The 24,251-nt window shown below is 64.4% G+C and carries 25 protein-coding genes; 20 read left to right on the top strand and 5 right to left on the bottom strand.

The genetic code is table 11. The features are described from left to right. Nucleotides 1-74: 74 nt before the first annotated feature. Nucleotides 75-1,028: an ABC transporter substrate-binding protein gene (locus tag F8G81_RS02120; protein ID WP_267277398.1), complete on the bottom strand. Its 954-nt coding sequence runs from the start codon at nt 1,026-1,028 to the stop codon at nt 75-77. A 457-nt stretch (nt 1,029-1,485) separates the two neighbouring features. Between F8G81_RS02120 and araB the strand changes: the two genes are divergently transcribed. The 3 genes from araB to araA are packed head-to-tail and all read left to right on the top strand — an operon-like array spanning nt 1,486 to nt 5,540. Next, nucleotides 1,486-3,276, top strand: a complete 1,791-nt coding sequence (gene araB, locus F8G81_RS02125) for a ribulokinase (RefSeq protein ID WP_267277399.1) — start codon at nt 1,486-1,488, stop codon at nt 3,274-3,276. Next, complete coding sequence (locus tag F8G81_RS02130; protein WP_267277400.1) at nt 3,273-3,977, top strand: L-ribulose-5-phosphate 4-epimerase; 705 nt, start codon at nt 3,273-3,275, stop codon at nt 3,975-3,977. The genes araB and F8G81_RS02130 overlap by 4 nt, the downstream gene beginning before the upstream one ends. 42 nt (nt 3,978-4,019) lie before the next feature. After that, nucleotides 4,020-5,540: an L-arabinose isomerase gene (gene araA, locus F8G81_RS02135; protein WP_267277401.1), complete on the top strand. Its 1,521-nt coding sequence runs from the start codon at nt 4,020-4,022 to the stop codon at nt 5,538-5,540. A gap of 130 nt (nt 5,541-5,670) precedes the next feature. Here the strand turns inward: araA and F8G81_RS02140 are convergent, their stop codons facing one another. Beyond that, on the bottom strand, nt 5,671-6,480 hold the full coding sequence (locus F8G81_RS02140; protein WP_267277402.1) for a GAF and ANTAR domain-containing protein: 810 nt from the start codon (nt 6,478-6,480) through the stop codon (nt 5,671-5,673). Between the two features lie 473 nt (nt 6,481-6,953). On the opposite strand from F8G81_RS02140, the gene F8G81_RS02145 reads away from it, so the two are divergent. The 14 genes from F8G81_RS02145 (at nt 6,954) to F8G81_RS02210 (ending at nt 18,303) form a co-directional block, all read left to right on the top strand. Further along, the gene (locus F8G81_RS02145; RefSeq protein WP_267277403.1) at nt 6,954-8,480 is read left to right on the top strand and encodes an alpha-N-arabinofuranosidase; all 1,527 of its coding nucleotides are present in this window, start codon (nt 6,954-6,956) and stop codon (nt 8,478-8,480) included. A gap of 148 nt (nt 8,481-8,628) precedes the next feature. Further along, nucleotides 8,629-9,204 (top strand): HhH-GPD-type base excision DNA repair protein, encoded by a 576-nt coding sequence (locus F8G81_RS02150; protein WP_267277404.1) that lies wholly within the window; start codon nt 8,629-8,631, stop codon nt 9,202-9,204. Nucleotides 9,205-9,290: 86 nt separating this feature from the next. Beyond that, nucleotides 9,291-10,295: a LacI family DNA-binding transcriptional regulator gene (locus tag F8G81_RS02155; RefSeq protein WP_267277405.1), complete on the top strand. Its 1,005-nt coding sequence runs from the start codon at nt 9,291-9,293 to the stop codon at nt 10,293-10,295. 35 nt (nt 10,296-10,330) lie between these two features. Then, nucleotides 10,331-10,768, top strand: coding sequence for an SRPBCC family protein (locus F8G81_RS02160; RefSeq protein WP_267277406.1), 438 nt, complete (start codon nt 10,331-10,333; stop codon nt 10,766-10,768). Between the two features lie 49 nt (nt 10,769-10,817). Further along, nucleotides 10,818-11,378: a cysteine hydrolase family protein gene (locus F8G81_RS02165; RefSeq protein WP_267277407.1), complete on the top strand. Its 561-nt coding sequence runs from the start codon at nt 10,818-10,820 to the stop codon at nt 11,376-11,378. Further along, nucleotides 11,375-11,782: a type II toxin-antitoxin system VapC family toxin gene (locus F8G81_RS02170; RefSeq protein ID WP_267277408.1), complete on the top strand. Its 408-nt coding sequence runs from the start codon at nt 11,375-11,377 to the stop codon at nt 11,780-11,782. Before F8G81_RS02165 ends, F8G81_RS02170 begins: the two co-directional genes overlap by 4 nt. Before the next feature lie 125 nt (nt 11,783-11,907). Further along, complete coding sequence (locus F8G81_RS02175) at nt 11,908-12,210, top strand: urease subunit gamma (RefSeq protein WP_267277409.1); 303 nt, start codon at nt 11,908-11,910, stop codon at nt 12,208-12,210. 8 nt (nt 12,211-12,218) lie between these two features. Beyond that, nucleotides 12,219-12,578 carry an urease subunit beta gene (locus F8G81_RS02180; RefSeq protein WP_267277410.1) on the top strand — a complete coding sequence of 120 codons (360 nt, stop codon included), beginning with the start codon at nt 12,219-12,221 and terminating at the stop codon, nt 12,576-12,578. Then, the gene (gene ureC / locus F8G81_RS02185; protein ID WP_267277411.1) at nt 12,575-14,347 is read left to right on the top strand and encodes an urease subunit alpha; all 1,773 of its coding nucleotides are present in this window, start codon (nt 12,575-12,577) and stop codon (nt 14,345-14,347) included. Before F8G81_RS02180 ends, ureC begins: the two co-directional genes overlap by 4 nt. A gap of 86 nt (nt 14,348-14,433) precedes the next feature. Beyond that, nucleotides 14,434-14,919, top strand: a complete 486-nt coding sequence (gene ureE / locus F8G81_RS02190; RefSeq protein WP_267277412.1) for an urease accessory protein UreE — start codon at nt 14,434-14,436, stop codon at nt 14,917-14,919. After that, on the top strand, nt 14,900-15,598 hold the full coding sequence (locus F8G81_RS02195; protein ID WP_267277413.1) for an urease accessory protein UreF: 699 nt from the start codon (nt 14,900-14,902) through the stop codon (nt 15,596-15,598). The genes ureE and F8G81_RS02195 overlap by 20 nt, the downstream gene beginning before the upstream one ends. A gap of 28 nt (nt 15,599-15,626) precedes the next feature. After that, nucleotides 15,627-16,244: an urease accessory protein UreG gene (gene ureG / locus F8G81_RS02200; RefSeq protein WP_267277414.1), complete on the top strand. Its 618-nt coding sequence runs from the start codon at nt 15,627-15,629 to the stop codon at nt 16,242-16,244. 188 nt (nt 16,245-16,432) lie between these two features. Beyond that, nucleotides 16,433-17,257 (top strand): urease accessory protein UreD, encoded by an 825-nt coding sequence (locus F8G81_RS02205; RefSeq protein ID WP_267277415.1) that lies wholly within the window; start codon nt 16,433-16,435, stop codon nt 17,255-17,257. Further along, nucleotides 17,257-18,303, top strand: coding sequence for a HoxN/HupN/NixA family nickel/cobalt transporter (locus F8G81_RS02210; RefSeq protein WP_267277416.1), 1,047 nt, complete (start codon nt 17,257-17,259; stop codon nt 18,301-18,303). Before F8G81_RS02205 ends, F8G81_RS02210 begins: the two co-directional genes overlap by 1 nt. A 26-nt stretch (nt 18,304-18,329) precedes the next feature. Here the strand turns inward: F8G81_RS02210 and F8G81_RS02215 are convergent, their stop codons facing one another. Further along, the gene (locus F8G81_RS02215) at nt 18,330-18,932 is read right to left on the bottom strand and encodes a TetR/AcrR family transcriptional regulator (protein ID WP_267277417.1); all 603 of its coding nucleotides are present in this window, start codon (nt 18,930-18,932) and stop codon (nt 18,330-18,332) included. 167 nt (nt 18,933-19,099) lie between these two features. Between F8G81_RS02215 and F8G81_RS02220 the strand changes: the two genes are divergently transcribed. Further along, nucleotides 19,100-20,557 carry an APC family permease gene (locus tag F8G81_RS02220; RefSeq protein WP_267277418.1) on the top strand — a complete coding sequence of 486 codons (1,458 nt, stop codon included), beginning with the start codon at nt 19,100-19,102 and terminating at the stop codon, nt 20,555-20,557. Then, on the top strand, nt 20,547-22,184 hold the full coding sequence (locus F8G81_RS02225; protein WP_267277419.1) for an amidohydrolase: 1,638 nt from the start codon (nt 20,547-20,549) through the stop codon (nt 22,182-22,184). Before F8G81_RS02220 ends, F8G81_RS02225 begins: the two co-directional genes overlap by 11 nt. A 22-nt stretch (nt 22,185-22,206) precedes the next feature. On the opposite strand, the gene F8G81_RS02230 is transcribed toward F8G81_RS02225, so the two are convergent. Both F8G81_RS02230 and F8G81_RS02235 read right to left on the bottom strand, forming a co-directional pair. Continuing rightward, complete coding sequence (locus F8G81_RS02230) at nt 22,207-22,659, bottom strand: transferase (protein ID WP_267277420.1); 453 nt, start codon at nt 22,657-22,659, stop codon at nt 22,207-22,209. Nucleotides 22,660-22,802: 143 nt separating this feature from the next. After that, nucleotides 22,803-23,312, bottom strand: a complete 510-nt coding sequence (locus tag F8G81_RS02235; protein WP_267277421.1) for a MepB family protein — start codon at nt 23,310-23,312, stop codon at nt 22,803-22,805. Nucleotides 23,313-23,453: 141 nt separating this feature from the next. Between F8G81_RS02235 and F8G81_RS02240 the strand changes: the two genes are divergently transcribed. After that, nucleotides 23,454-24,206: a GAF and ANTAR domain-containing protein gene (locus F8G81_RS02240; RefSeq protein WP_267277422.1), complete on the top strand. Its 753-nt coding sequence runs from the start codon at nt 23,454-23,456 to the stop codon at nt 24,204-24,206. The last annotated feature ends 45 nt before the right edge of the window (nt 24,207-24,251 follow it).

A 24,251-nucleotide genomic window follows, 5' to 3' on the forward strand; every position in this document is an offset into this window, starting at 1 on the left:
GTGTTGATCCGTGCGGTGGCAGCGGCTGGCGTGTTTGCTGCTGCCACCGCACGGACGATCAGGTGAGCGGTAACTCAGTACTGACGGGTAGGCAGGGCCTTGATGGCCTGTTCCTGGGTGAAGGTGGTTTCTTCGGTGACTACGCGCTCGGGTACGGTTTCACCGGCGAGGACCTTCTTGGCCAGGTCCATGAGCTGGGTGCCCAGCAGCGGGCTGCACTCGACGATGTAGTTGATCTTGCCGGTGCTCAGGGCGGTCATGCCGTCCTTGACGGCGTCGATGGTGATGATCTTGATGTCCTTGCCCGGGACCTTGCCGGCGGCTTCGATGGCTTCGATTGCGCCGAGGCCTTCGTCATCGTTGTGGGCGAAGACAACGTCGATGTCCGGGTTGTTCTTCAGGAAGGCTTCCATGACCTGCTTGCCGCCGCTGCGGGTGAAGTCGCCGCTCTGGGAGGCGATGATCTTCAGTTTCGGGTCGGCCTTGATGGCAGCTTCGAAGCCTTCCTTGCGGTCGTTGGCGGGGGCTGAGCCGGTGGTGCCCTGGATTTCGACGATGTTGACGGTGTCGGTGGCCGCCTTCGATTCGGCTACCAGCCATTCGCCGGCCTTTTTGCCTTCGAGGACAAAGTCGGAGCCGAGGAAGGTCTTGTAGAGGGACTTGTCGGCCGAGTCCACTGCGCGGTCCGTGAGGATGACCGGGATCTTGGCGTCCTTGGCTTCCTTCAGCACGGTGTCCCAACCGGATTCAACCACGGGGGAGAAAGCGATGACGTCCACTTTCTGCTGGATGTAGGACCGGATGGCCTTGATCTGGTTTTCCTGCTTCTGTTGGGCGTCGGAGAACTTCAGCTCGATCCCGGCTTCCTTGGCGGATTCCTGGACCGACTTGGTGTTCGCGCTGCGCCAGCCGCTTTCTGCGCCGACCTGGGCAAAGCCCATCACAATCTTCTTGTCTGCGTCCCCGCCGGTGCTGGCGGCCTGGGTGCCGCCGCCGCATGCGGTCAGGGCGAGGGCTGATGCGGCCATGACCGCGACTAAAGTTTTTTTGAACACGATGGTCCTCCCGGAAGCGTGAATTACAGGCAGGCGGGAGTTTCTGACACCGCCATTGCTGCAAGTGAGCTGCTGCTCTGCCAGCAAGTGTGAACGCTAACAATCTGCGCGTCAAGTGCCATTGGTCACAATTTGGACACGCGGTTTCACGTAGAGTCGCTGGCATAGCAAGGCCGGACCCCGGCGACTGGTGGGCCCTTCGCGGGTCCCCGACTGCCAGTTCCAGGCAGCCCTTGCTTCTGCTGTCGGAAGGAGTTTGTCGTGGCGGAACCATGAGCCACTCCCGCCCGCGAAGGTGGAATGGTGGCCTGGTGGAACAGTTCGCAGCCCTGCCTTGACGCTGCTCGTGTTAGCGTTCACAATTAGTACTAGTCCTTTCCTTTCCAACGTAGGTAAAAGAGGTCCCCGCCTCTTCCTTTGGAGGCATCTTATGCAAAGCAATACACCTGATCTTTCCCACGAATCCGGCGCGGAGAACTACGTCATCGGCGTTGATTACGGCACTCTGTCCGGCCGGGCCCTGGTGGTTCGCGTACGGGACGGCAAGGAGCTGGGTAGCGGCGTTTACGACTACCCCCACGCTGTGGTCACAGACGCGCTCCCCGAGGACGTGGCTGGCGACGGTGAGGAAAAAAGCGTCCGGCTTCCCGGCGAATGGGCACTTCAAGTACCCAACGATTACCGGGACGTGCTTCGGTACGCAGTTCCGGCCGCGATCGCAGACGCGGGAATTGACCCTGCCGGCGTCGTCGGAATCGCCACGGACTTCACCGCCTGCACCATGGTGCCCGTCAAGTCCGACGGCACCCCGCTGAACGAGCTGGAGGGTTTCGCCAACCGGCCGCACGCCTACGTCAAACTGTGGCGCCACCACGCGGCCCAGCCCCAGGCAGACCGGATCAACACGCTTGCAGCGGAGCGCGGGGAGGACTGGCTGCCACGCTACGGCGGGCTCATCTCCTCTGAATGGGAGTTTGCCAAGGGCCTTCAGCTGCTGGAGGAGGACCCCGAAGCCTACGCCGAGATGGACCACTGGGTGGAGGCCGCGGACTGGATCGTGTGGCAGTTGTGCGGCAAGTATGTCCGCAACGCCTGCACCGCCGGCTACAAGGGCATCTACCAGGACGGCCGGTACCCGTCGGAGGATTTCCTGGCGGCGCTCAACCCCCAATTCAAGGACTTTGTCAGCACCAAGCTGGAGCACACCATCGGCCGCCTGGGCGACGCCGCAGGTTACCTGACGGCGGAAGCGGCGGCCTGGACCGGGCTGCCGGAAGGCATTGCAGTTGCCGTAGGCAACGTGGACGCGCATGTCACCGCGCCTGCCGCCCGCGCCGTTGACTCCGGCCAGCTGGTTGCCATCATGGGAACCTCCACCTGCCACGTCATGAACGGCACCGAACTGCATGAAGTTCCTGGCATGTGCGGGGTTGTTGACGGAGGTATCGTGGACGGGCTCTGGGGCTACGAAGCCGGTCAGTCCGGCGTCGGGGACATTTTTGGCTGGTTCACCAAGTACGGTGTGCCGCCGGAATACCACCAGGCAGCGGAAGCAGCAGGGCTGGGCATCCACGAATACCTCACCGAGCTGGCCTCCCGCCAGGCAATTGGCGAACATGGCCTGATCGCACTGGACTGGCACTCGGGCAACCGCTCTGTCCTGGTGGACCACGAACTGTCGGGCATCGTTGTGGGCCAGACCCTGGCCACCCGCCCGGAGGATACCTACCGCGCGCTCTTGGAAGCCACGGCCTTTGGCACCCGCACCATCGTGGACGCGTTCCGCACTTCCGGTGTCCCGGTGAAGGAATTCATCGTGGCCGGCGGCCTGCTGAAGAACAAACTCCTGATGCAGATCTATGCGGACATCACCGGCCTCCAGCTCTCCACCATCGGCTCCACCCAGGGCCCCGCCCTCGGTTCCGCCATCCACGCCGCGGTGGCTGCCGGCAAGTACGCCGATATCCGGGAAGCCGCCGCAGCGATGGGTTCTGAACCCGGCGCCGTCTACACTCCCATCGCGGAAAACGTTGCCGCCTATGAGCAGCTCTTCACCGAATACCGCACACTGCACGACTACTTCGGGCGCGGCACGAACGACGTCATGCACCGGCTCAAGGCCATCCAGCGCAAGGCCAAGCCACAGGTCGGCGCGTCCACATCGGATACGGTGGCAGCAGAGTCCGACGCCGCCGAACGAGTTGCAGGGGTGTCCGCATGAGCACCGCATCCGGATCAACGATGGAAACCATCGCCCGCGTCCGCGGAGAAGTCTGCGCACTGCACGCGGAACTGACCAGGTATGAACTGGTGGTGTGGACGGCAGGCAACGTCTCCGCCCGTGTGCCCGGCCAGGACCTGATGGTGATCAAGCCGTCCGGCGTTTCCTATGACGACCTGACCCCAGAACAGATGGTGGTCACGGACCTTTACGGGGTTCCCGTGGATGGGGACGCAACAGGTGAGTGGGGCAATCCGCCGCTGGCGCCGTCGTCGGACACCGCGGCACATGCATACGTGTACCGGCATATGCCGGAAGTGGGCGGCGTGGTGCACACCCACTCCACCTACGCCACGGCCTGGGCGGCGCGGGGGGAATCCATCCCGTGCGTCCTGACCATGATGAGCGACGAGTTCGGTGGGTCCATCCCCGTGGGTCCTTTTGCGCTGATCGGTGACGACTCCATTGGCCAGGGCATTGTGGAAACCCTGAAGGATTCCCACTCACCAGCGGTCCTGATGCAGAATCACGGCCCCTTCACCATCGGCAAGGACGCCAGGTCCGCCGTCAAGGCCGCGGTGATGTGCGAGGAAGTGGCGCGCACCGTGCATATTTCCCGCCAGCTGGGCGAGCCGATCCCCATTGATCAGGGCCATATCGACTCCCTCTACGCGCGCTACCAGAACGTCTACGGCCAGTAACAGCCGCCGTCCGCCATCACGTACCCACTTCAGGAGAATCCCATGAACACCGCAGCAAACACCTCCCTCGACGGTTTTGAGGTCTGGTTCCTCACCGGAAGCCAGCACCTCTACGGCGAAGACGTCCTGAAGCAGGTGGCGGCGCAGTCCCAGGAGATCGCCAACCAGCTCAACGCCTCCTCCAGCGTTCCGGTCAAGATCGTCTGGAAGCCGGTCCTGACCGACTCGGACGCCATCCGCCGGACCGCCCTGGAAGCCAATTCCAACGATTCCGTCATCGGAGTCACCGCCTGGATGCACACCTTCTCGCCGGCCAAGATGTGGATCCAGGGCCTGGACCTGCTGCGTAAGCCGCTCCTGCACCTGCACACGCAGGCCAACGTGGAACTGCCCTGGGCGGACATCGACTTCGACTTCATGAACCTGAACCAGGCCGCCCACGGTGACCGCGAGTTCGGCTACATCCAGTCACGCCTCGGCATTGCCCGCAAGACCGTTGTTGGCCACGTCTCCAACCCGGAGGTGGCACGCCAGGTAGGTGTCTGGCAGCGCGCGGCCGCCGGCTGGACCGCTGTCCGCACTCTGAAACTGACCCGCTTTGGCGACAACATGCGCAACGTTGCCGTCACCGAAGGCGACAAGACCGAAGCGGAACTCCGGTTCGGTGTGTCCGTCAACACCTGGTCCGTCAACGAACTCGCCGACGCCGTCCACGGCGCCGCTGATGCCGACGTCGATGACCTGGTAGCTGAGTACGAGGAACTTTACGACGTGGTTCCTGAGCTCCGCGCCGGCGCTTCCCGCCACGATTCCCTCCGCTACGGTGCGCGGATCGAGCTCGGTCTGCGCAGCTTCCTGGAAGCCAACGGGTCCGCTGCCTTCACCACCTCCTTTGAGGACCTGGGCGCACTCCGGCAGCTCCCCGGACTGGCGGTCCAGCGGCTCATGGCATCCGGCTATGGCTTCGGCGCCGAAGGTGACTGGAAGACTGCCATCCTGGTCCGCGCCGCCAAGGTGATGGGTTCCGGCCTGCCCGGCGGTGCGTCCCTGATGGAGGACTACACATACCACCTGGAGCCCGGCGCCGAGAAGATCCTGGGTGCTCACATGCTGGAGGTCTGCCCGTCCCTCACGGCCGGAAAGCCCCGCCTGGAAATCCACCCGCTGGGCATTGGCGGCAAGGAGGATCCCGTCCGCCTGGTATTCGACGCCGACGCCTCCCCTGGCGTGGTGGTGGCCCTGTCGGACATGCGTGACCGCTTCCGGCTGGTGGCTAACGCCGTGGACGTCGTGCCCCTGGACCAGCCGCTCCCGAACCTGCCCGTGGCCCGCGCCCTGTGGGAGCCGAAGCCTGACTTTGCCACCTCCGCAGCTGCCTGGCTCACGGCCGGTGCAGCACACCACACCGTCCTGTCCACCCAGGTGGGGATGGATGTCTTTGAGGACTTTGCCGAGATCACCCGGACCGAGCTGCTCACCATCGACGAGGACACCACCATCCGCCAGTTCAAGAAGGACCTGAACTGGAACGCGGCCTACTACAAGCTTGCAGGCGGGCTCTAAGCCCGGGCCCTGACCGCCGAATCCGGGCGGCGCCGCAGTGAGCACGAGTGCCTGCGACGCCGCCCGGCCCCATTTAAGGCACTAACGTCCTAAGGCACCAGATTGCTCGGCCGGCGGCGACAGCCGTACCTTAGTGGTCGAAGTGCGTGCGCGGGGTGCCGCCCGGAAGCCTGTCCAGGATGCCCTCGGCAATCTTGCGGAGCTTGATGTTCCGGTGGCTGGATGCCCTGGAGATGATGCCTATCGCGTCGTGGTACGAGCACCTGTTCTGGGCCATGATGACTCCGCAGGCGATGTCGATGGACGTCCTGCTTTCCAGTGCTGACCGTAGATCGGAGGCCGCGGCCCGTGCAGCTTTCAGCTCCAAAACGAGTTTCAGGCTGCGCGAAGCGAGGTCCGCAAAGGCGAGGGCATCAGCCATGACCTGCACGGGAAACACGTCAGGACTCCGGGCAAAGAATCCGATGGCAGACTGTGACCCCTCACCGAGTTTCAGCGGGACGCCCAGGACACTGCTGAAGCCGGCAGCCTGAAATCCTGACCCGTACCGCGGCCAATTGAACCCGGCGTTGCCGCAGTTCACAGCGATGGGAGAGTTCGCCCGGATCGCTTGCGTCAGGGGGCCTTCAGCCAGTTTTTGATCCAGCCGCGCCAACGACTCGGTTTCATGGTCCGTCCCGATCGCCTCGGTGGCGCGCTTGATGCGCTGCAGGATCAGACCGCACTGGATGGGAGCGCCGGTGGTCCTGCCCATGGCCGCCGCTGCCTGGTTCACCAATATTTGCAGTGAGTCAGTGACGCAGTCCGCGCCGGTCACCAGGTCAAGGACAATGCCGGTGGGCCGCAGCGCCGCGTACACGGTGCGCGCCCCATCCGCAGCACGAACGGACACTTCGGGCCCGCCCAATGCTGCCTCTGCAGAAGAGAAGGGGACATTCATGGCGGCCTCAGGCATGCGGGACCGGACGGGTGGCCGGCATTCGGTTCTTGAAGTGAGCCTGGCGGCTGGAAGTAAGGCTGGAAGTAAGAGGGCCGGCGACGGCTGGGGGAGAGGCCTCGGTCTCAAAGACCTCCTCGTCGCCGGCCCCGCTTGTTACCCGTTTCCGTGGAACCGGGAAGTCGCAGATTGTGAGTCCTGAACGCATAGTCCGTCTCACACCCCCCAAGTGAGCCATTCAGTCTTTCCCTGAGATGAACCTAGTTCCGAAGACGCCTCTGGAGTATGCGTAATCGGTACTCGTTTTTCAGATTAGGTACTACTTGGGCGGCAATGAGGGTACCCGGTTTTGACGGCTGCGTCCGCCAGAGCAGTAATCGCCTAAAAACTGATTCCCAACACTCCTTGACGCACGCGGCGCGAGCGCTAACAATTGATTTCTATAACGTTGTAAAAATAGAAACGAGGATGTTTTCGTGGCCCTTTCAGAGTCAGCTGCAGCAAAAATCACCATCGATCCGGCATTCACGGTGGGACCGGTCCGGCGTCGCACGTTCGGCGCCTTCGTGGAACACCTGGGCCGTTGTGTGTACACGGGAATCTTCGAGCCCGAGCATCCGCAGGCTGATACGGACGGCTTCCGTACTGACGTGCTGGAACTGACCCGGGAACTGGGCGTCTCAACGGTCCGGTACCCCGGCGGAAACTTTGTCTCCGGCTACCGCTGGGAAGACGGTGTTGGGCCGGTGAAGCAGCGACCGGTGCGGCTGGACCTGGCCTGGCATTCCTCGGATCCCAACCTGGTGGGCGTCGACGAGTTCGCCACATGGTGCGCCAAAGCCGGCGTCGAACCCATGATGGCAGTCAACCTGGGAACGCGCGGAACGCAGGAGGCACTGGACCTCCTGGAATACTGCAATATCGACGGCGGCACGGCCTTCTCCGATCAGCGGAAGGCCAACGGCGCGCAGGACGGTTACGGCATCAAGATGTGGTGCCTGGGGAACGAGATGGACGGACCGTGGCAGATCGGCCATAAAAACGCCCTCGAGTACGGCCGGCTCGCCGCCGACACCGCCCGTGGCATGCGCATGATCGATCCGGACCTCGAACTGGTGGCCTGCGGCAGCTCCTCGCCCGGCATGGACACCTTTGGTGAGTGGGAGCGTGTGGTCCTGACGGAGACCTACGAACTGGTGGATCTCATTTCCGCCCACCAGTACTTCGAGGACTCCGGTGACCTTCAGGAACACCTGGCGGCGGGATACAAGATGGAGTCATTCATCGGGGACATCGTGAGCCACATCGACCACGTGAAGTCGGTCAAGAAGTCCACCAAACAGGTCAACATCTCCTTTGACGAATGGAACGTCTGGCACGCGAGCCGCGCGGAGTCCAAGACGCCCAGCGGCAAGGACTGGCCGGTGGCCCCCGTGCTGCTGGAGGACCGCTACACAGTGGCGGACGCCGTCGTCGTCGGTGACCTCCTGATCACCCTGCTGCGCAACACCGACAGGGTTCACTCCGCCAGCCTGGCGCAGCTGGTCAACGTCATCGCCCCCATCATGACCGAACCCGGTGGGCGGGCCTGGAAGCAGACCACGTTCCACCCCTTCGCCCTGACCTCCCGGCATGCCGCCGGCACGGTGCTGCAGCTTGCCGTCGAGTCCCCGCTGGTCAGCGGCGGGAAGACCGCTGAATTCGCCGCGCTGTCGGCTGTGGCAACTTTCGACGCCGAGGCGGGCGAGGCCGTGGTGTTCGCCGCGAACCGCTCGGCCACCGACGCGCTGACGCTGGACGCGGCAGTGGCCGGACTCGGCAACGTCAGGATCATTGAGGCCCTTACGTACACGAACAAGGATCCATACTGGCAGGCCACCGCCGACGACTCCACGTCCGTCCTGCCAGCCGAAAACGTCACGGCAAAGGCCGACGGCGGCCGGCTCACCGCCGAGCTCCCGGCGGTGTCCTGGTCCATGATCCGGCTGGCTGTGGAGTCCTAGCCGCACCACCCCACCCACCCTCCCCGCGGCAGAGTTTTTGTCCAGATACGGCGACCTCAACTGACCGTTGGGCGCCATATCTGGACAAAAACTCCCGGGGTGGAGGGCAGCCTATGACGACGGCTGCGGCAGATGGAAGGATGGGGGCATGGAACTGCATATCACCGGGGATCCCGCTGCTGACAAACTCTTGGGCGATGACGCATTTGCGCTGCTGACCGGCATGTTGCTGGACCAGCAGGTCACCATGGAGTCCGCCTTTGCCGGACCGGAGAAGATCCGCGCCCGCATCGGGTCCATCAGCCCGTCCGCCGTTGCCTCCCAGGACCCCCAGGCTTTCATCGAGGTGTTCAAGGAGCGGCCGGCAGTACACCGCTTTCCCGGCTCCATGGCAGGGCGGGTCCAGGCCCTGGCAGAAACTGTTGAGCGTGACTGGAGTGGCGACGCAACCAGCATCTGGACCCAGGGAGACCCTGACGGCGCCGAGGTACTGCGGCGTTTGAAGGAGCTGCCCGGGTTCGGGGAGCAGAAGGCGAAAATCTTCCTGGCACTGCTGGGCAAGCAGTGCGGACTCCAGGCCCCCGGGTGGCGGGAGGCCGCCGGCCACTACGGGCAGGAGGATTCGTTCCTGTCGGTCGCCGACATCGTTGACTCTGAATCACTCGCCAAAGTGCGGGCAAGCAAGCAGGCCGCGAAAGCTGCAGCCAAGGCGGCCAAGAGCTGAGGCCGATTTCATGACGCCGGTTATTCCCCACGGGTAAATTTCTGCAACGATGTAGGGAAACGAACCACAAGGAGAATCGCGGACCAATGGCAGTGACCATGAACGACGTCGCACGGGCCGCCGGTGTCTCGCTGAAGACAGTATCGAATGTACTGAACGACTACGAGTTCATCCGCCCGGCCACCAAGCAGAAGGTCCACGACGCGATCGCTGCGCTGGGCTACGAGGCGAACCTGACGGCGCGCAGCCTGCGCTCGGGAAAGACGCGCATGCTGGGGCTGGTCCTGTCCGATCTCTCCTCCCCGTACTACGCGGAATTGGCATCCAAGCTCATGACAGTGGCCTCCAGCCGTGGCTACCGCGTGCTGGTGGAACAGTCAGGGGGGACGCCCGACAACGAACTCAGTGCGCTGCGGGGACCGTTCCGGCAGTTAACGGACGGACTGCTTTTCACCCCTTTGGGGATGGACGCCGACGCCGTCGCCTCCCGCCGCGGCAGCAAGCCGGTGGTGCTGCTCGGGGAACATATCCTCGACTCTCGCTTTGACCTGGTCACCATGAAAAACGAAGAGGCGGCGAAGGCGGCCACGGCCCACCTCCTGGCGGGAGGCCGCCGTCGGATAGCCGTGGTGGGTGCTTCTCCGGAGGAGACGGCAGGCTCGCCCGGCCTGCGTCTGAACGGCTACCGGAAGGCCTTGGAGGAAGCGGGCGTCGCTTTTGATCCCGCGCTCGTGGCATCCGGGGAATGGCGCCGGGATGCCGGTGCCGCCGCCGTCTCGGGCCTGCTGGACAGCGGGGTGCACTTCGACGCCGTGTTTGGCCTGAACGATGCCTTGGCCCTGGGCGCCATGCACGAACTGCTGATCCGCGGCGTCAAGGTCCCGCAGGACGTCGCCGTGGTGGGCTTTGACGATATTGACGAGGCGCGGTTCGCATCGCCGTCGCTCACTACCGTTTCGCCCGGGATGGACGAGATCGCCGAACGGTCCATCGGGTTGCTTATCGACAGGATCGACGGGACGGAGTCTGCAGAGGACAGCGTTCACATCGAGGCCGGCTTCGTCCTGAAAATCCGGGAATCGGCACCCTAGTTTTTCTGGAAGCGGTCTGTTCGAAAGGGAAACCAATGGTAGATGTGCAAACCGAAACCGTCATCAGCCGCCCCCGCGCGGAAGTTGCAGGCTATGCCGGGGACCCAAGCAACGCGCCCCAGTGGTACAGCAACATCAAATCGGTCCGCTGGGAAACCGAGCCTCCCCTTTCGGTGGGTTCCCGGCTGGCATTCGTCGCCGAGTTCCTGGGTCGGACCCTGGAATACACCTATGAGTTCACCGAACTGGCACCTGGTTCCTCGCTGACTATGCGCACTGCCCAAGGCCCGTTTCCCATGCAGACCACCTATACCTGGCAGGACGCCGGGGACAACGCCACGCGCATGACCCTTCGGAACACCGGCAGCCCGGCCGGATTCTCCCGTCTCGCCGGCCTGGTGATGGCCCCGATGATGCGCAGGGCAATGCGCAAGGACCTGGCACGGCTGAAGGAACTGCTGGAGGCCCGCTGAAACAGGGGTTATCCTGTACGGCACCGGCTTGTATTCGAGGAGTGGTCACATGATTGCGCTGCTGGTCATCGATATGCAGAACGCCTACTTTGAGGATCCGGCGCTCGCCGCGAGGCAGGACACGTTGGTGGATGCGTGCAACGAACTGCTGACGGCCTTTTCCGCCAACGGCCATAAGGCGCTGCTGATTGGCACGGAGCACGAGCGGGACAAATCCACCTGGTCCCTGAACATGCTCGACGACGGCCAAGGCTTCATCTTCCGGGGCACCGAACAGGCCCAATTTGTTCAGGGCCTGGCCGCCGATGGCCTGCCCCAATTGGTCAAGACCCGGGACAGTGCGTTCGTGGGCACCGACCTCCTGGCCAGGCTCCGGAACTGGGACGTTGACGAGGTGGTGCTGGCCGGCGTCTCCACCCACAACTGCATCGCACAGACAGCCGCCGACGCCTTCGCCCGGAACATCCGGGTCACCTACGCCAAGGACGCCGTGGGATCCGAGAATGACCAGGCTGCTGAGGACATGCTGCGGATCCTGGCCGCCGAGTACCGGCAGGCTGTCCAGACCAATAAGGAGATCCTGGGACGGCTGGCCGGGTTGCATCCATGAGCCGCTACGTCATCGACGCCCCCACTCTCCTGCACCTTGTGGCGGCCACCGTCCCGGTGGACCCCGGACACCAGCTGGTGGCCCCGAACCTCATCCGCTCCCAGGCTCTCTCGCTGCTGCTGGCGGCCGTGCGCCGCTCTGAGCTCACTGAGGCGGAAGCGCTTGAGCAACATGAGCGCCTCACTGAACTGAAGATGCGTCTCCTCGGCGACCGGGTGTCCCGCCGCACTGCCTGGAAGATAGCCGTCGAGCAGGGCTGGGAAAACACCTATGACGCCGAGTACCTGGCCATCACCAGGTTGCAGGCCGACGCGCTGGTCAGCATCGATCCGGAGATGCTGGCCAAGGCCAAAGACGTGGTGCCCTTGGCGTCCCTGGACGTGCTGCTTTCCGCTCCCGCTTGAGCCAACCCCGAAAACGAGATGACCCCGAAAACGAGGCAGCAGGCATGAGTGTCTGAAACGCCCCGGAAACCTCAACGGCCTACGCTGGTCACACGCCAAGTCCAGCGGCCGTTGAAGGGAACCTGATGCATCTGATGCCCCGTGAGCAGGAGAAGCTCATGATCGTGGTGGCCGCCGATCTGGCCAGGCGCCGGCAGGCCCGCGGTTTGAAGCTGAACTTCCCGGAGGCCGTGGCCATCATCAGCTACGAACTGATCGAGGGGGCACGGGACGGCCGCACGGTGGCTGACCTGATGAGCTACGGCACCACACTGCTGACCCGTGAGGACGTCATGGAAGGTGTGCCGGAAATGGTCCATGACGTGCAGATCGAGGCAACATTCCCTGACGGCACCAAGCTCGTCACCGTCCACGATCCCATCCGCTAGGGGCAGGCATGATTCCAGGAGAGTACATCCTCAGGTCCGAGCCGGTACCGGTAAACGCAGGCAGGGAGGCGATCGACGTCGTCGTGCTTAACACCGGCGACCGGCCAGTGCAGGTGGGATCGCATTTCCACTTTGCCGAGGCGAATGCTGCCCTCAAATTTGACCGGCAGGACGCCTACGGACGGCGGCTGGACATCCCGGCTGGGACGGCAGCGCGGTTCGAACCCGGCGACAGCAAAACGGTGCGGCTGATAGAACTGGCCGGCAGCCGCGAGGTGTACGGCCTCAGCAACGCCGTTAACGGACCGCTCGACGGCGGCAGTCCCGGCGCCAGTCCACCAAACGCTGGCAAGGAGGACGACCAGTGAGCTTCGACCTTCCGCGCAGGCAATACGCTGACCTCTACGGCCCGACGACGGGTGACAAAATCCGCCTGGCCGACACTGAACTTTTCCTGGAGATCGAAAAGGACCTCACCGTCTACGGCGAAGAAGTGGTGTTCGGCGGCGGGAAGGTGATCCGTGACGGCATGGGCCAGAACGGCCAGGCCACGAGGGATGGGAACGTCCAGGGCGGTATTGGTTCCGGCGGCGGCGTGCCGGACACCGTCATCACCAACGCTGTCATCCTCGACTACACCGGCATCTACAAGGCGGACGTCGCGCTCAAGGACGGCCACATCTTCAGGATCGGCAAGGCCGGCAACCCGCAGATTTCCGACGGGGTGGACATCGTCATCGGGGCCAGCACCGAAATCATCGCCGGGGAGCGCAGGATCCTCACGGCCGGCGGCGTGGACTCGCACATCCACTTCATCTCCCCGGACCAGGTACCCACGGCCCTCAGCAGCGGCATCACCACCATGGTGGGCGGCGGTACCGGTCCCGCCGAGGGAACCAAAGCCACCACTGTTACGCCCGGAAAATGGCACATCCAGCGGATGCTGCAGGCAGCGGAAGGCCTGCCCATCAACATCGGACTGTTCGGCAAAGGGCACGCATCCGCCGTCGAACCTCTGGCCGAGCAGATCCGCGCCGGGGCCATCGGGCTCAAAGTCCATGAGGACTGGGGATCCACCACCTCTTCGATCGATACCTCGCTGAAGGTGGCCGACGAATACGACGTCCAGGTGGCCATCCACACGGACACCCTGAACGAGTGCGGCTTTGTGGAGGACACCATCCGGGCCATTGACGGCCGCGTGATCCACACGTTCCACACCGAAGGCGCCGGGGGAGGACACGCTCCGGACATCATCAGGATCGCCGGGCTGCCCAATGTCCTGCCCGCTTCCACCAACCCCACCCTTCCGTACACGCGGAATACCATCGAAGAGCACCTGGACATGCTGATGGTCTGCCACCACCTGAACCCAGACATCCCGGAGGACGTGGCCTTCGCGGATTCCCGCATCCGTGCCGAGACCATCGCCGCCGAGGATGTCCTGCAGGACCTTGGCATCTTCGCCATCACGTCCTCGGACTCCCAGGCGATGGGCCGGGTGGGCGAGGTGATCACCCGCACCTGGCAGGTGGCGGACAAGATGAAGAAGCAGCGGGGGGTGTTGCAGGATCCCCGCGGCGAGAGTGCAGCCGGTGTCCACGGCTCCGAGGACAGCGACAACTTCCGGCTCAAACGCTACGTGGCCAAGTACACCATCAACCCGGCCATAGCGCAGGGCATGGCGGACTCCATTGGTTCAGTGGAGGAGGGGAAGTTCGCGGACCTCGTCCTCTGGGACCCGGCATTCTTTGGCGTGAAGCCTGAGCTGGTCATTAAAGGCGGCCAGATCGCCTACGCCCTGATGGGCGATGCCAACGCCTCCATCCCCACCCCGCAGCCACGCACCATGCGTCCCATGTTCGCGGCGTTCGGCAAGGCCGTGCAGCAGTCCTCCATCACGTTCCTGTCCCAGGCAGCGATTGACGCCGGCGTGCCGGAGGAGCTCGGGCTCGAGAAAGTAATCCGGCCCGTGTCCGGCATCCGCTCGCTGACCAAGGCCGACCTGAAATACAACGACGCCACCCCTGACATCCAGGTGGACCCGGAGACATACCAGGTGACGGTGGACGGCGAAGACGTCACGTGTGAGCCGTCCGACGTGCTGCCCATGGCCCAGCGCTACTTCCTCTTCTGATGTCCCGACCCCGTGATGTCCCGACCCCTTGATCTCCCGACCCGTGATTTCCCGACCCGTGATTTCCCGAACCACCGGAGCCTGACATGATCATCGAAAAAGTCCTTGGCAACCTCCACGAGCTGCCCACCGCAGACCTCGCCGCCTACACGGGCCTGCACCGCGAAAAGGTGGTTCTTCCCAGTGCGGAACTGGTCAAGCGCATCCAGCGCGTCACCACGGACCACGGCCAGGAGCTCGGCATCCGGCTGCCCTCCGGCTCGAACGACCTGCGGGACGGCGACATCCTGCACGTCGCCGCGGCCAACATGATCGTGGTGGCTGTGCTCCCCACCGATGTGCTGGTGATCTCGCCCGGGTCCGTCTACGAGATGGGCGTTGTGGCGCACTCCCTGGGCAACCGCCACCTGCAGGCCCACTTCTTCGACGCGTCCTCGGAGTACGGCGCCGACGTCATGGTCTGCGCCTACGACCACACCGTGGAGGACTACCTCAAACACGTCGGAGTGCCCTACGCCCGCCAGGAACGCGTGATGCCCGTGCCTTTTCGCCATGCCGAACACAGCCACTGATCCGGCTTCGGCGCCGGCCTATCAGTTGGCGCTGCAACAGCTCACCGACTCGGCGCTCCCCACCGGGGCGTTTGCGCACTCACTTGGCTTTGAAACGTACATCGACCGGGGGCTCGTTCATGATGAGAACTCTTTTGGCGTCTGGCTCACAGCGTTCATCGGACAGCAGCTGACCTACTCCGACGGGCTCGCCATCCGGTTTCTCTACGAAGGCACCCCCGTCACAGAGTTGGATGAGCTGTTGTCCGCGCAACTGCTTCCCCGGCAGCTGCGCGAAGCCAGCATCAAAATGGGCACACGCCTGCTTGAGATCGGCTCCGAAGTCTTCCCCTCGCCTGGGCTGGAACTGTACCGGGACCTGGTGACCACGGGCCGGGCTGCAGGCCACCAGCCGCTGGCGTTCGCCGTCGTCGCCCGTTCACTGGGAGTGCCCCTCGACGGGGCGCTCGCCGCCTATCTTTTCGCCTGCGCCACCTCGCTGACGCAGAACGCCGTGCGCGCCATCCCACTGGGGCAGAACGCCGGCCAGCGGCTGCTGCGGAGGGCGTCCGACGACGTCGCTGCCGCCGCCGGGCAAATCGGTCACCTGACGCTGGACGACTTCGGGGCTGTCAGCCCCGGACTGGAAATTTCGCAAATGCGGCACGAACACCAACGCGCCCGCATGTTCATGAGCTAACTGTGCTTTGAAGTCAAAGGAGAACAACGTGTCTGAACCCATCAGAATCGGCATCGGCGGCCCGGTGGGTGCCGGCAAAACCCAGTTGGTGGAGCGGCTCACGCGGCACATGAGCCGCGAGATTTCCATGGCCGCCATCACCAACGACATCTACACCATCGAGGACGCCAAAATCCTGGCCGCCAATGGCATCCTGCCCGTGGACCGGATCATCGGCGTGGAAACCGGCGGCTGCCCGCACACCGCCATCCGCGAGGACACCTCCATGAACACTGCCGCCATCGAGGAGCTGAAGAGCCGCCACCCGGACCTGCAGGTTATTTTTGTCGAATCAGGGGGTGATAACCTCTCCGCCACCTTCAGCCCCGAGCTGGTGGACTTCTCCATCTACATCATCGACGTCGCCCAGGGCGAAAAGATCCCGCGCAAAGCCGGCCAGGGCATGATCAAGTCCGATCTGTTCATCATCAACAAAACTGACCTCGCCCCGCACGTCGGCGCCGACCTCTCCGTCATGGAACGTGATTCCAAAGAGTTCCGCGGCGGGAAACCCTTTTGCTTCACGAACCTCAAAACCGACGAAGGACTCGACGCCGTCATCTCCTGGATGAGGCGCGATGTCCTGATGCTCGACCTCGCTCCATGAGCACGACGGCGGTTGAGTCCAGCCCGGCGCCTTCACCGGATATTGGGGGCCGTGCCCGTCCCCTGGCGCTCCCAATCCTCGCAAGCTCGGATCGGGGCCCTCGCGCCAGTGGGCCCCCCACGAGTGCCACCACGCCGCGGCCCCCAATATCCGGCTCCACCGCCTCTGCGGTTGACGCGCCTCGCGGTGTGCTTGAGCTCGTAATCAGTGAGCGGGGCGGGAGATCCGTTGCGTCCCGGCAGTTCCATGAGGGCGCTCTTCGTGTTTTGCGGCCGCACTATCTTGATGACTCGGGGCAGGTTTGTTATGTCGTGGTGAATCCTGGCGGGGCTTATCTTGGGGCGGATCTCTTTGTTGTGGATCTTGATGTGCAGGACGGGGCTGACCTGTTGCTTACTACCCAGTCGGCGACCAAGATTTACCGCACTCCCGGGTCTTTCGCGGAGCAGCGGATGGCGGTGCGTCTGGGGGAGGGGGCGCGGCTGGAGCTGATGCCTGACCAGCTCATTGCCTACCGGGAGGCCAGTTATCGGCAGCGGACGCACATCACGGTGGGGCCGTCGTCGAGCCTGGTCATGGCCGAAGTCATCACCCCAGGGTGGTCACCGGAGGGCACATCCTTTCGGTACGAGGAACTGCGGCTGCGGAACGAAATCCATGTAGAAACCGACGGCGGTATGGAACTGCTCGCACTGGACAGCGTGCTGATCCGGCCCCCGCACAACGATGTGGGAGGTATGGGATTCATGGAGGGCTTCAGCCACCTCGGTTCGCTGATGGTGGTTGATGCTCGGGTGGACCAGGCGCTCGCCGACGAACTGGTCGCGCTCACCAGCGGACACAGTGCCTACACGGGCGTCTCCCTGACCAGGACTGTGGCAGGAACCAGTGGCGTGGTGCTGCGATCGTTGTCCAACAGCACGGGGGAGCTGAACCGCCTGCTGGGTGCGTGCACCACACTTCTCCGCAAACGCTGGTCCGGGCAGGAACCGCTGAACCTGAGGAAGTACTGATGCACGCCGTCAGCCGGTTGTCCATGATGTACCGCGGGCGGGAGAGCCTTCCGCTGCGGGTCCGCCTGGCCTTCACGTTCGGCGCGGTCGCCGCACTGCATGCAGCCGCCGTCGGACTTCTGTTGGCCGGCATCTCCGGAGGCGGGCAGCCGCTGGCGTGGGGACTGGTGCTCACCGCCTATCTTGCCGGGGTCAAGCACAGCTACGACTGGGACCACCTCGCGGCAATCGACAACTCCACGCGCGCGTTCGTGGCGCGGCGGCAGGACCCCGTGAGCGTGGGCTTCGCCTTCAGCCTGGGGCACAGCTCCGTGGTTGTCCTGGCCGGCGTCCTGGTGGTGGCCGGCGCCGGTGCCGTGGGGCAGCTGATGGAGGACGGCACAGCGGGAAACCTGGCTCTTGGCCTGGTGGGCAGCGGGGTCTCGGGACTCTTCCTGCTGGCCATGGGCACGTTCAACGGCTCGGCCTTTGTCCGAGCGGCGCGTCTTTGCCGGACTGCTCGGAATGGCGCACGCGTGGCCGTCGAGGACCTTGAAGCAAAGGGATTTGTGGCCCGGCTCCTGGCCAGGCCGCTGTCCCGGGTCCGGCGTCCGCGCAACATCTACGTCATCGGGTTCCTGTTTGGGCTGGGTTTTGACACCGCCACCACCATTGGCCTGCTGGTGATGGCGACGGCGGCCTCGCTGGCCGGTGTTTCACCGCTCGCCCTGGTGGCGCTGCCCCTCGCATTCACCGCGGCGATGACCTTGTGCGATTCAGCCAACGGGGTGGCCATGATGCGGATGTACAGGTCCGCACTGGAGGATCCGCGCCGGAAGCTCGGGTTCAATGCCGTGGTCACTGGCATCTCGGCGGCCTCCGCGCTGTTTGTCGCCGTGATCACCCTCGCGGGTTTCTTCAACGCCGCCTTCGGGCTGCGGGATCCGCTGACGACGTGGCTGGGAGCTGTGGACCTCGGGGATGCCGGGCTAATTCTCGTGGCCCTGCTGCTGGGGATCTGGGGTGTGGCCTCGCTGAAGGGGCAGTTCCGGGCAGCGGCACCCTGAGCGCGTTGGCTTCCCGCCCTGACGCGTCAGAGCTTAGCCTTGAGGCCGCCGATGATCACGTCCAGTCCGAAGTCGAAGGCATGCCCGCCGCGTTCCTCCGCTGGGCCCGCGTTGCCCACCGCCCGCTTGAGGGTGGGGTAGCCCTCAGCCGGCGGATCCCAGACAATCTCCGGAGCCGCCAGGTCCAGGGCGGCGCCCAGCGCGAAGCTGTCGATAGTTGAGATGCCGGCCACCACGTCCCGTCCGCGGAAGCCGGCGCTTTCCAATGCCCTGGCCAGATCCTCGTAGAGGCCGATGACGTCCGGATCGGTGATGGACTGCAGCACCAGCAGCGGTGCCAGCCGGGGATGGCGGGCAAATGCGTCCCGGTAGGCCCGGATCAGGACCCGCAGGGCGGCTTCCCACTCCTGGTGGTTTACCGGCGGATACGGCTCCTCGGTGATGATCCTGTGACGCAGCAGCTCCAGGATCTGGTCCCTGCCGCTGACGTGGTTGTAGATGGACGACTGGCTGACACCGATCTTCTTCGCCAGCTTCGGGAAGCTGAAATCGCCGCTTTCATCGACCAGTTCCAAGGCAGCCGACGTAAGGGCTTCCACGGATATCAGCGGGAGGAGCGGGCGCCCCATGGGTTCTCCTGACTGCAGCTCTTGACCATCCAGCCCAGCCTAGTCGGACGGACGCAAACCGGGCCAAATGCAACAGATTCCCCAAACCTATTGTGCTCTGCGCCACACATCCCCATAATAAAACGAAAGGCTTTCGTTTATGAGGGCTTCCACGAAAGGACGGACCAGTGCCGGATACACAAACCAGACCACAGTCGTCGTCCGCGGACGGCGCCCTCAAGCGCAATGCCCTGGGGACGGGCGGCATCGCCTTCCTCGTAATCTCGGCAGCGGCTCCGCTGACCGTTATGGCCGGAGTCGCCCCCATAGCAATCGGCGTCGGAGGCATCGGCGCCCCCGCCGGGTACCTCCTTGCGGGCCTTGTCCTCACACTCTTCGCCGTTTCCTTTATGGCCATGACCCGCCACGTCAAGGCCTCCGGCGGCTTCTACACCTACATTTCGCTGTCCATGGGCAGGACCATGGGCCTGGCCTCCGCCATCCTGGCGATCGTCTCCTACAACTGCCTCCAGATCGGCGTCTACGGCCTCTTCGCCGTCCAGACCCACGACATGTTCAAGGTCCTGTTCGGGCTGGAGGTACCGTGGCCGGCCATCGCGCTCGCCGCCGTCGCCGCGGTGTGGTTCCTCGGCTACCGGGGGATCGACGTCGGCGCGAAGGTTCTGGGCGTGCTCCTGGTTGCAGAGACCGGGATCCTGGCCGTGATGGGCGTTGGAATTCTCAGCAGTGGCGGCGCAGACGGCATTGGCATCGGTTCCTTCAGCCCGGATCAGGCGTTCAGCCCCGGTGTCCTGGCCATCCTTGGAATCTGCTTCGCGGCTTTTATGGGCTTCGAGTCAACCGTCCTATACCGTTCGGAGGCCCGGAATCCAGACAGGTCAGTGCCGCGGGCCACGTACATCGCCGTGGGCTTTATGTCCGTTTTCTACGCTTTCATCGTCTGGACGGTTGTGCAGGCCTATGGCGAAGGCCGCGTGGTGGAAGCCGCGGGGGAACTGGCAGGCGGGATGTTCTTCCAGACCATCAACCAGTACGTCGGTCCTTGGGCGGAAGTGGTGATGTACGTCCTGATCGTCACCAGCGTCTACGCTTCCCAGCTGGCCTTCCACAACGCCATCAACCGATACGTCTACATGCTGGCGCGCGACGGTGTGCTGCCGGGCTTCCTCGCCCAAACCCACCCCAGGTTCCAGTCCCCGCACCGGGCAGGCCAGATCCAGACCCTCCTGGCCGCGGTGGTCATCAGCATCTGCGCGCTCCTGAACGCCGACCCGTACCAGCAGTTGCTGATCTGGGTAAACACTCCCGGAATCTTCGGCATCGTTGGGCTCCAGGGCCTGGTTTCGGTGGCAGCCTTCCTCTACCTTCGCCGGAATCCCGCTGCGGCCACCCACAGATTCCTCATTCCCGTCAGCCTTGCGTCCGCCATTCTCCTCTTTGGCGTTGTGCTGCTGATCGGCCTGAACATCGAGCTGCTCACCTTTGCTGACAGCACCACCAACACCGTCCTCATCCTGGTCATGCCAGTGGTGTTCCTCGCCGGACTCCTCACGGCCCGCTGGGTACGCCGCCACCGCCCCGAAACCTTCGCGCAGATTGGAAGCTTCGAAACCCATGAATCCTGATCTCATCATCCTTGCCGGCACCATCCATACGATGGAAACCAGCTCCGAGGCCAGCCCGGCCGGAACCCTGCCCCAGGCCGTCGCAGTTAAGGACGGGGTGATTGCCGCCGTCGGAACACGGGAGGAGGCCGAAAGCTGGCGGGCCGCGGAGGTTCTCGACTTTGGCTCTGCCGTCCTGACGCCCGGCCTGGTGGACTGCCATATCCACCCTGTCCTGGGGCTCGAACTCACCCGTGGCTGCGACCTGTCCGGCGCTGTCAACCTCGACGATGTTCAGACCAAATTGCTGGCTGAAGCTGAAGCGACCCCACCCGGCGAGTGGGTCAGGGGCTGGGGCCTGGACCCCAATCTGTTCGGCTCGGCTGCTGCACACCGTGGGCTGATTGACGACGTCGTCGCCGGGCGGCCGTGCCTTGTCCGGCTGTTCGACGGGCATTCGGCGCTGGCAAACACCCGTGCTCTCGAAATAGCGGGCGTCACCGGCCCCCGTTCCTTTGACCAGGCCGCCGAGGTGGTCTGCGATGCCGGTGGGGCACCCACCGGGCTGCTGCTGGAGGCAGCCGCCGTCGAACTGGTTGCGCGGGTGATGCCCGCCGAGTCCTTCGCCGCGCGGAAGGATCGGCTGGCAGGACTCTTCCAACAGTTTTCCAGGTCAGGGCTCACGGGCGCCCACGTTATGGACTGCGGGGAGGGCTCCCTGGAGCTCTACCGGGCTCTCGAAGGCGACGGCGGGCTTCCGCTGCGCCTGCGGATCTCGCCGTGGTGCATGCCGGGAAGCAGCCGGACGGAGTGGCTCGGGCTCGCTGAGCAGGTGGGAACCCTGGCAGGACGGCGCTGGGAGGTGGCCGGCATCAAACTGTTCGTTGACGGCACGGTGGACAACGGAACCGCCTGGCTGTTTGAACCTGACGTGTACGGGGAGTCGGTCCGCCCGTTCTGGCCCCGGCCGGAGGAATACGCCCAGGCCGTGCGGTTCTTTGCCGGCCGGGGCATTCCCACCGCCACCCATGCGATCGGTGACGCCGGGGTGGCCGCCGTGCTGGACGCCTTCGAGGCGCTGCCGCCGGGTACTCCTCAGGCGGTTCATCGGATCGAGCATCTGGAAACGGTGCCGGACGCCCTGGTGGACAGGTTTTCCCGCTCAGGCCTGGTGGCAAGCATGCAGCCTTCCCACTGCACGCATTACTCCCGCGCTGACCAGACTGACAACTGGTCCATTCGGCTTGGCGCGGAGAGGGCCAACCGCGCCTGGCGGTGCGGGGACCTTCGCGCTGCCGGAGCCACCCTTGCCCTCGGCTCGGACTGGCCGATCGCCCCGTTCGAACCCCTGCCCATTCTGGCCGACGCGCAATTGCGCCGGCGGTCCGGCCACCCTCACGATGAGCCGATCCTGCCGGGCCAGGCCCTCACGGCCCTGCAGGCCCTGGAAGGATATACGTCCCATGCGGCCCGCGCGGCAGGGGAATGGGAAGTCTCGGGTTCCATTACGGTAGGCAAGCGCGCGGATTTCACGGTGTTTGAAACCGATCCGCTTCTGGCGGCTCCGGATGAGCTGGCAGCCACCAGGGCAGTGGCCACCGTTGTGGACGGCGCGGTACAGTACCTGGCGGTAGGGTCCGCCAGGTAGACGGCGCCCGGAAGGGCCGGACCTAGGCTGCCAGGCCGTGGTCCGGCCTGCGGGGCGGGCGCTTCCCGGCCGGGGCGCGGCGCCGCCGGCTTGCCTCTGCCACCACGCGTCCCCGCTCGGGCACTGTGGTATCGGCATGCACGTGGGACCCGTGGCCAATCAGGGCACCGGCTCCGATCCGTGAATGGCTTCCGATATGAACCCGGCTGCCGATGACCGATCCGTGGCCTACGTACACGCCGTCGCCGATGACCGTGCGGTCCCCGACTTTCGCCTCGCGGTCGATCCAGCTTCCACGCCCTACGCGTGCACCGGGACCCACCTGCGCGCCTGGTTCCACATAGGTCATTGAACCAATGCGCGCACTTTCAGCGACATCGGCCCCTGGCCCAACGAAGCCCCCTCCGTTGGGGTGCCGCAGGTAGCGGGTGACCTTGCCGGCATCGTCTTCTACAGATTCGAACTTCCTGCTCATTCCGTTCCTTTTCCAGGGCACGGTGGAGTTTCCCGCGCCACTATTGTTAACGCCCGAAGGCCCCTGGGGATTCCCGGGAATGTCCTCACTTTCGGCCCGGCGAACCTCCAAAAGGAGTGGGCAAGGAGCCGTAGAGGAACCCGTCAGAACGCGGAGGATAACACTCCCGACACTCCCTGGAGGGGGTCCGGAATGGGGAAATAGTGCTCCAGCTGCCAGCCCTGCGTGGCCATGGCCGTACGGCTGGTGGGGTGGGACCACGGCGGGTAGACACGCATGGCACGTTTGCCGCCGTCGAAATCCCTCGACACAACACCCCGCGCGGTCAGGGCAGCCAGGGGAAACACGAATTGCCCGAGTTCCGTGGGTTCCCCGCCACCGCGGGTGCTGACCACAAAGAAGTCAATGCCGTCCGAGGCATCGAAGGGACGGATGGGCCCGGTGCCGGCTTCAGAGCGCTGCCAGAGCGTGACGAACTGGCCTATCTTTTTGGGAGTTGTCCTGGCAGAGCGGGAGACGGCCCTTTGACCATGGACGGAGAACGTGTGCGCCCCGTAATCAACGCTTTCCGGCTCTGCAGTAGGTTCTGAACAGGCCAGGCCCAAAGCAGTATATTCGGCGAGGGTCAGGGCCAGGTCCGGGGGCAGCAGCATCCCCGGAGTTTACCTCCGTATGGAATAAGTCCCCTTTTGCCGGGAAAAACCCCGGGGTAAGCTGTGCTCACCGTCTCTGCAGTAGGCGGCCAAGCCTGGCTGGTCACACTTTCAGCCATGCGCTGTGTTCAGGGGGGAACCATGGTAGCTGCCAAATTTTCGGAGAATGAGATTTTTAAGGATGTTGCCCAGCGCCTTCAGGATCTGGCGCTGGACAGCCCTGAAGTGGGCCGGTTCCTTGAGGAGCTGGCTGCATACTCTGCTGACCGGCTCAGCAGTCCCGGGCGCGAAGTGTCCTGCGGGATTACCGTTGTGAGGCATAAGAAGGCCACCACTGTGGCCAGCAGCAGCCCGTGCGCACGGGTGATGGACGAGCTGCAACACGAATACGGCGACGGACCGTGCCTGACGGCGATGCGTGAGATGGTCACGGTCCTGGTGCCTGATCTCACGCAGGAGGAGCGCTGGCCCGCTTACGTCGAGGCGATCACCGGCCTGGGGAACAGGTCAGTCATCGGGATTCCGCTGCCGCTGGAGGGCCAAAGCCGGGCAGTGCTGAATCTTTACAGCCGGTTACCGCACGCGTTCAGCGGGCAGGACATCGCCAGTGCGGAAGCTTTTGCATGGCAGGCATCCAAGGGCCTGCGACTGGCGTTGCGGCTGGCGCAGTTGCAGGACACCAGGGATGACATGAGCGCCGCGATGAAATCCAGGACTGTCATTGACCTCGCCACCGGCGCCATCATGGCCCAGAACCGGTGCGGCCAAAGCGCTGCGTTCGAGGTGCTGCTGCAGGCATCCAACACCCGCAACATGAAACTCCACCATGTGGCTGCCCGCGTCCTCTCGTCGCTCGCCGGCAGCGCCAGCACGTCCACGTATTTCGACGAATAGCGCCGCTCTTTCGAGGAGCAGCGCCGTACTTTAGAGGACGGCGGC

Source organism: Arthrobacter sp. CDRTa11, assembly GCF_026427775.1.
Classification (GTDB): domain Bacteria; phylum Actinomycetota; class Actinomycetes; order Actinomycetales; family Micrococcaceae; genus Arthrobacter.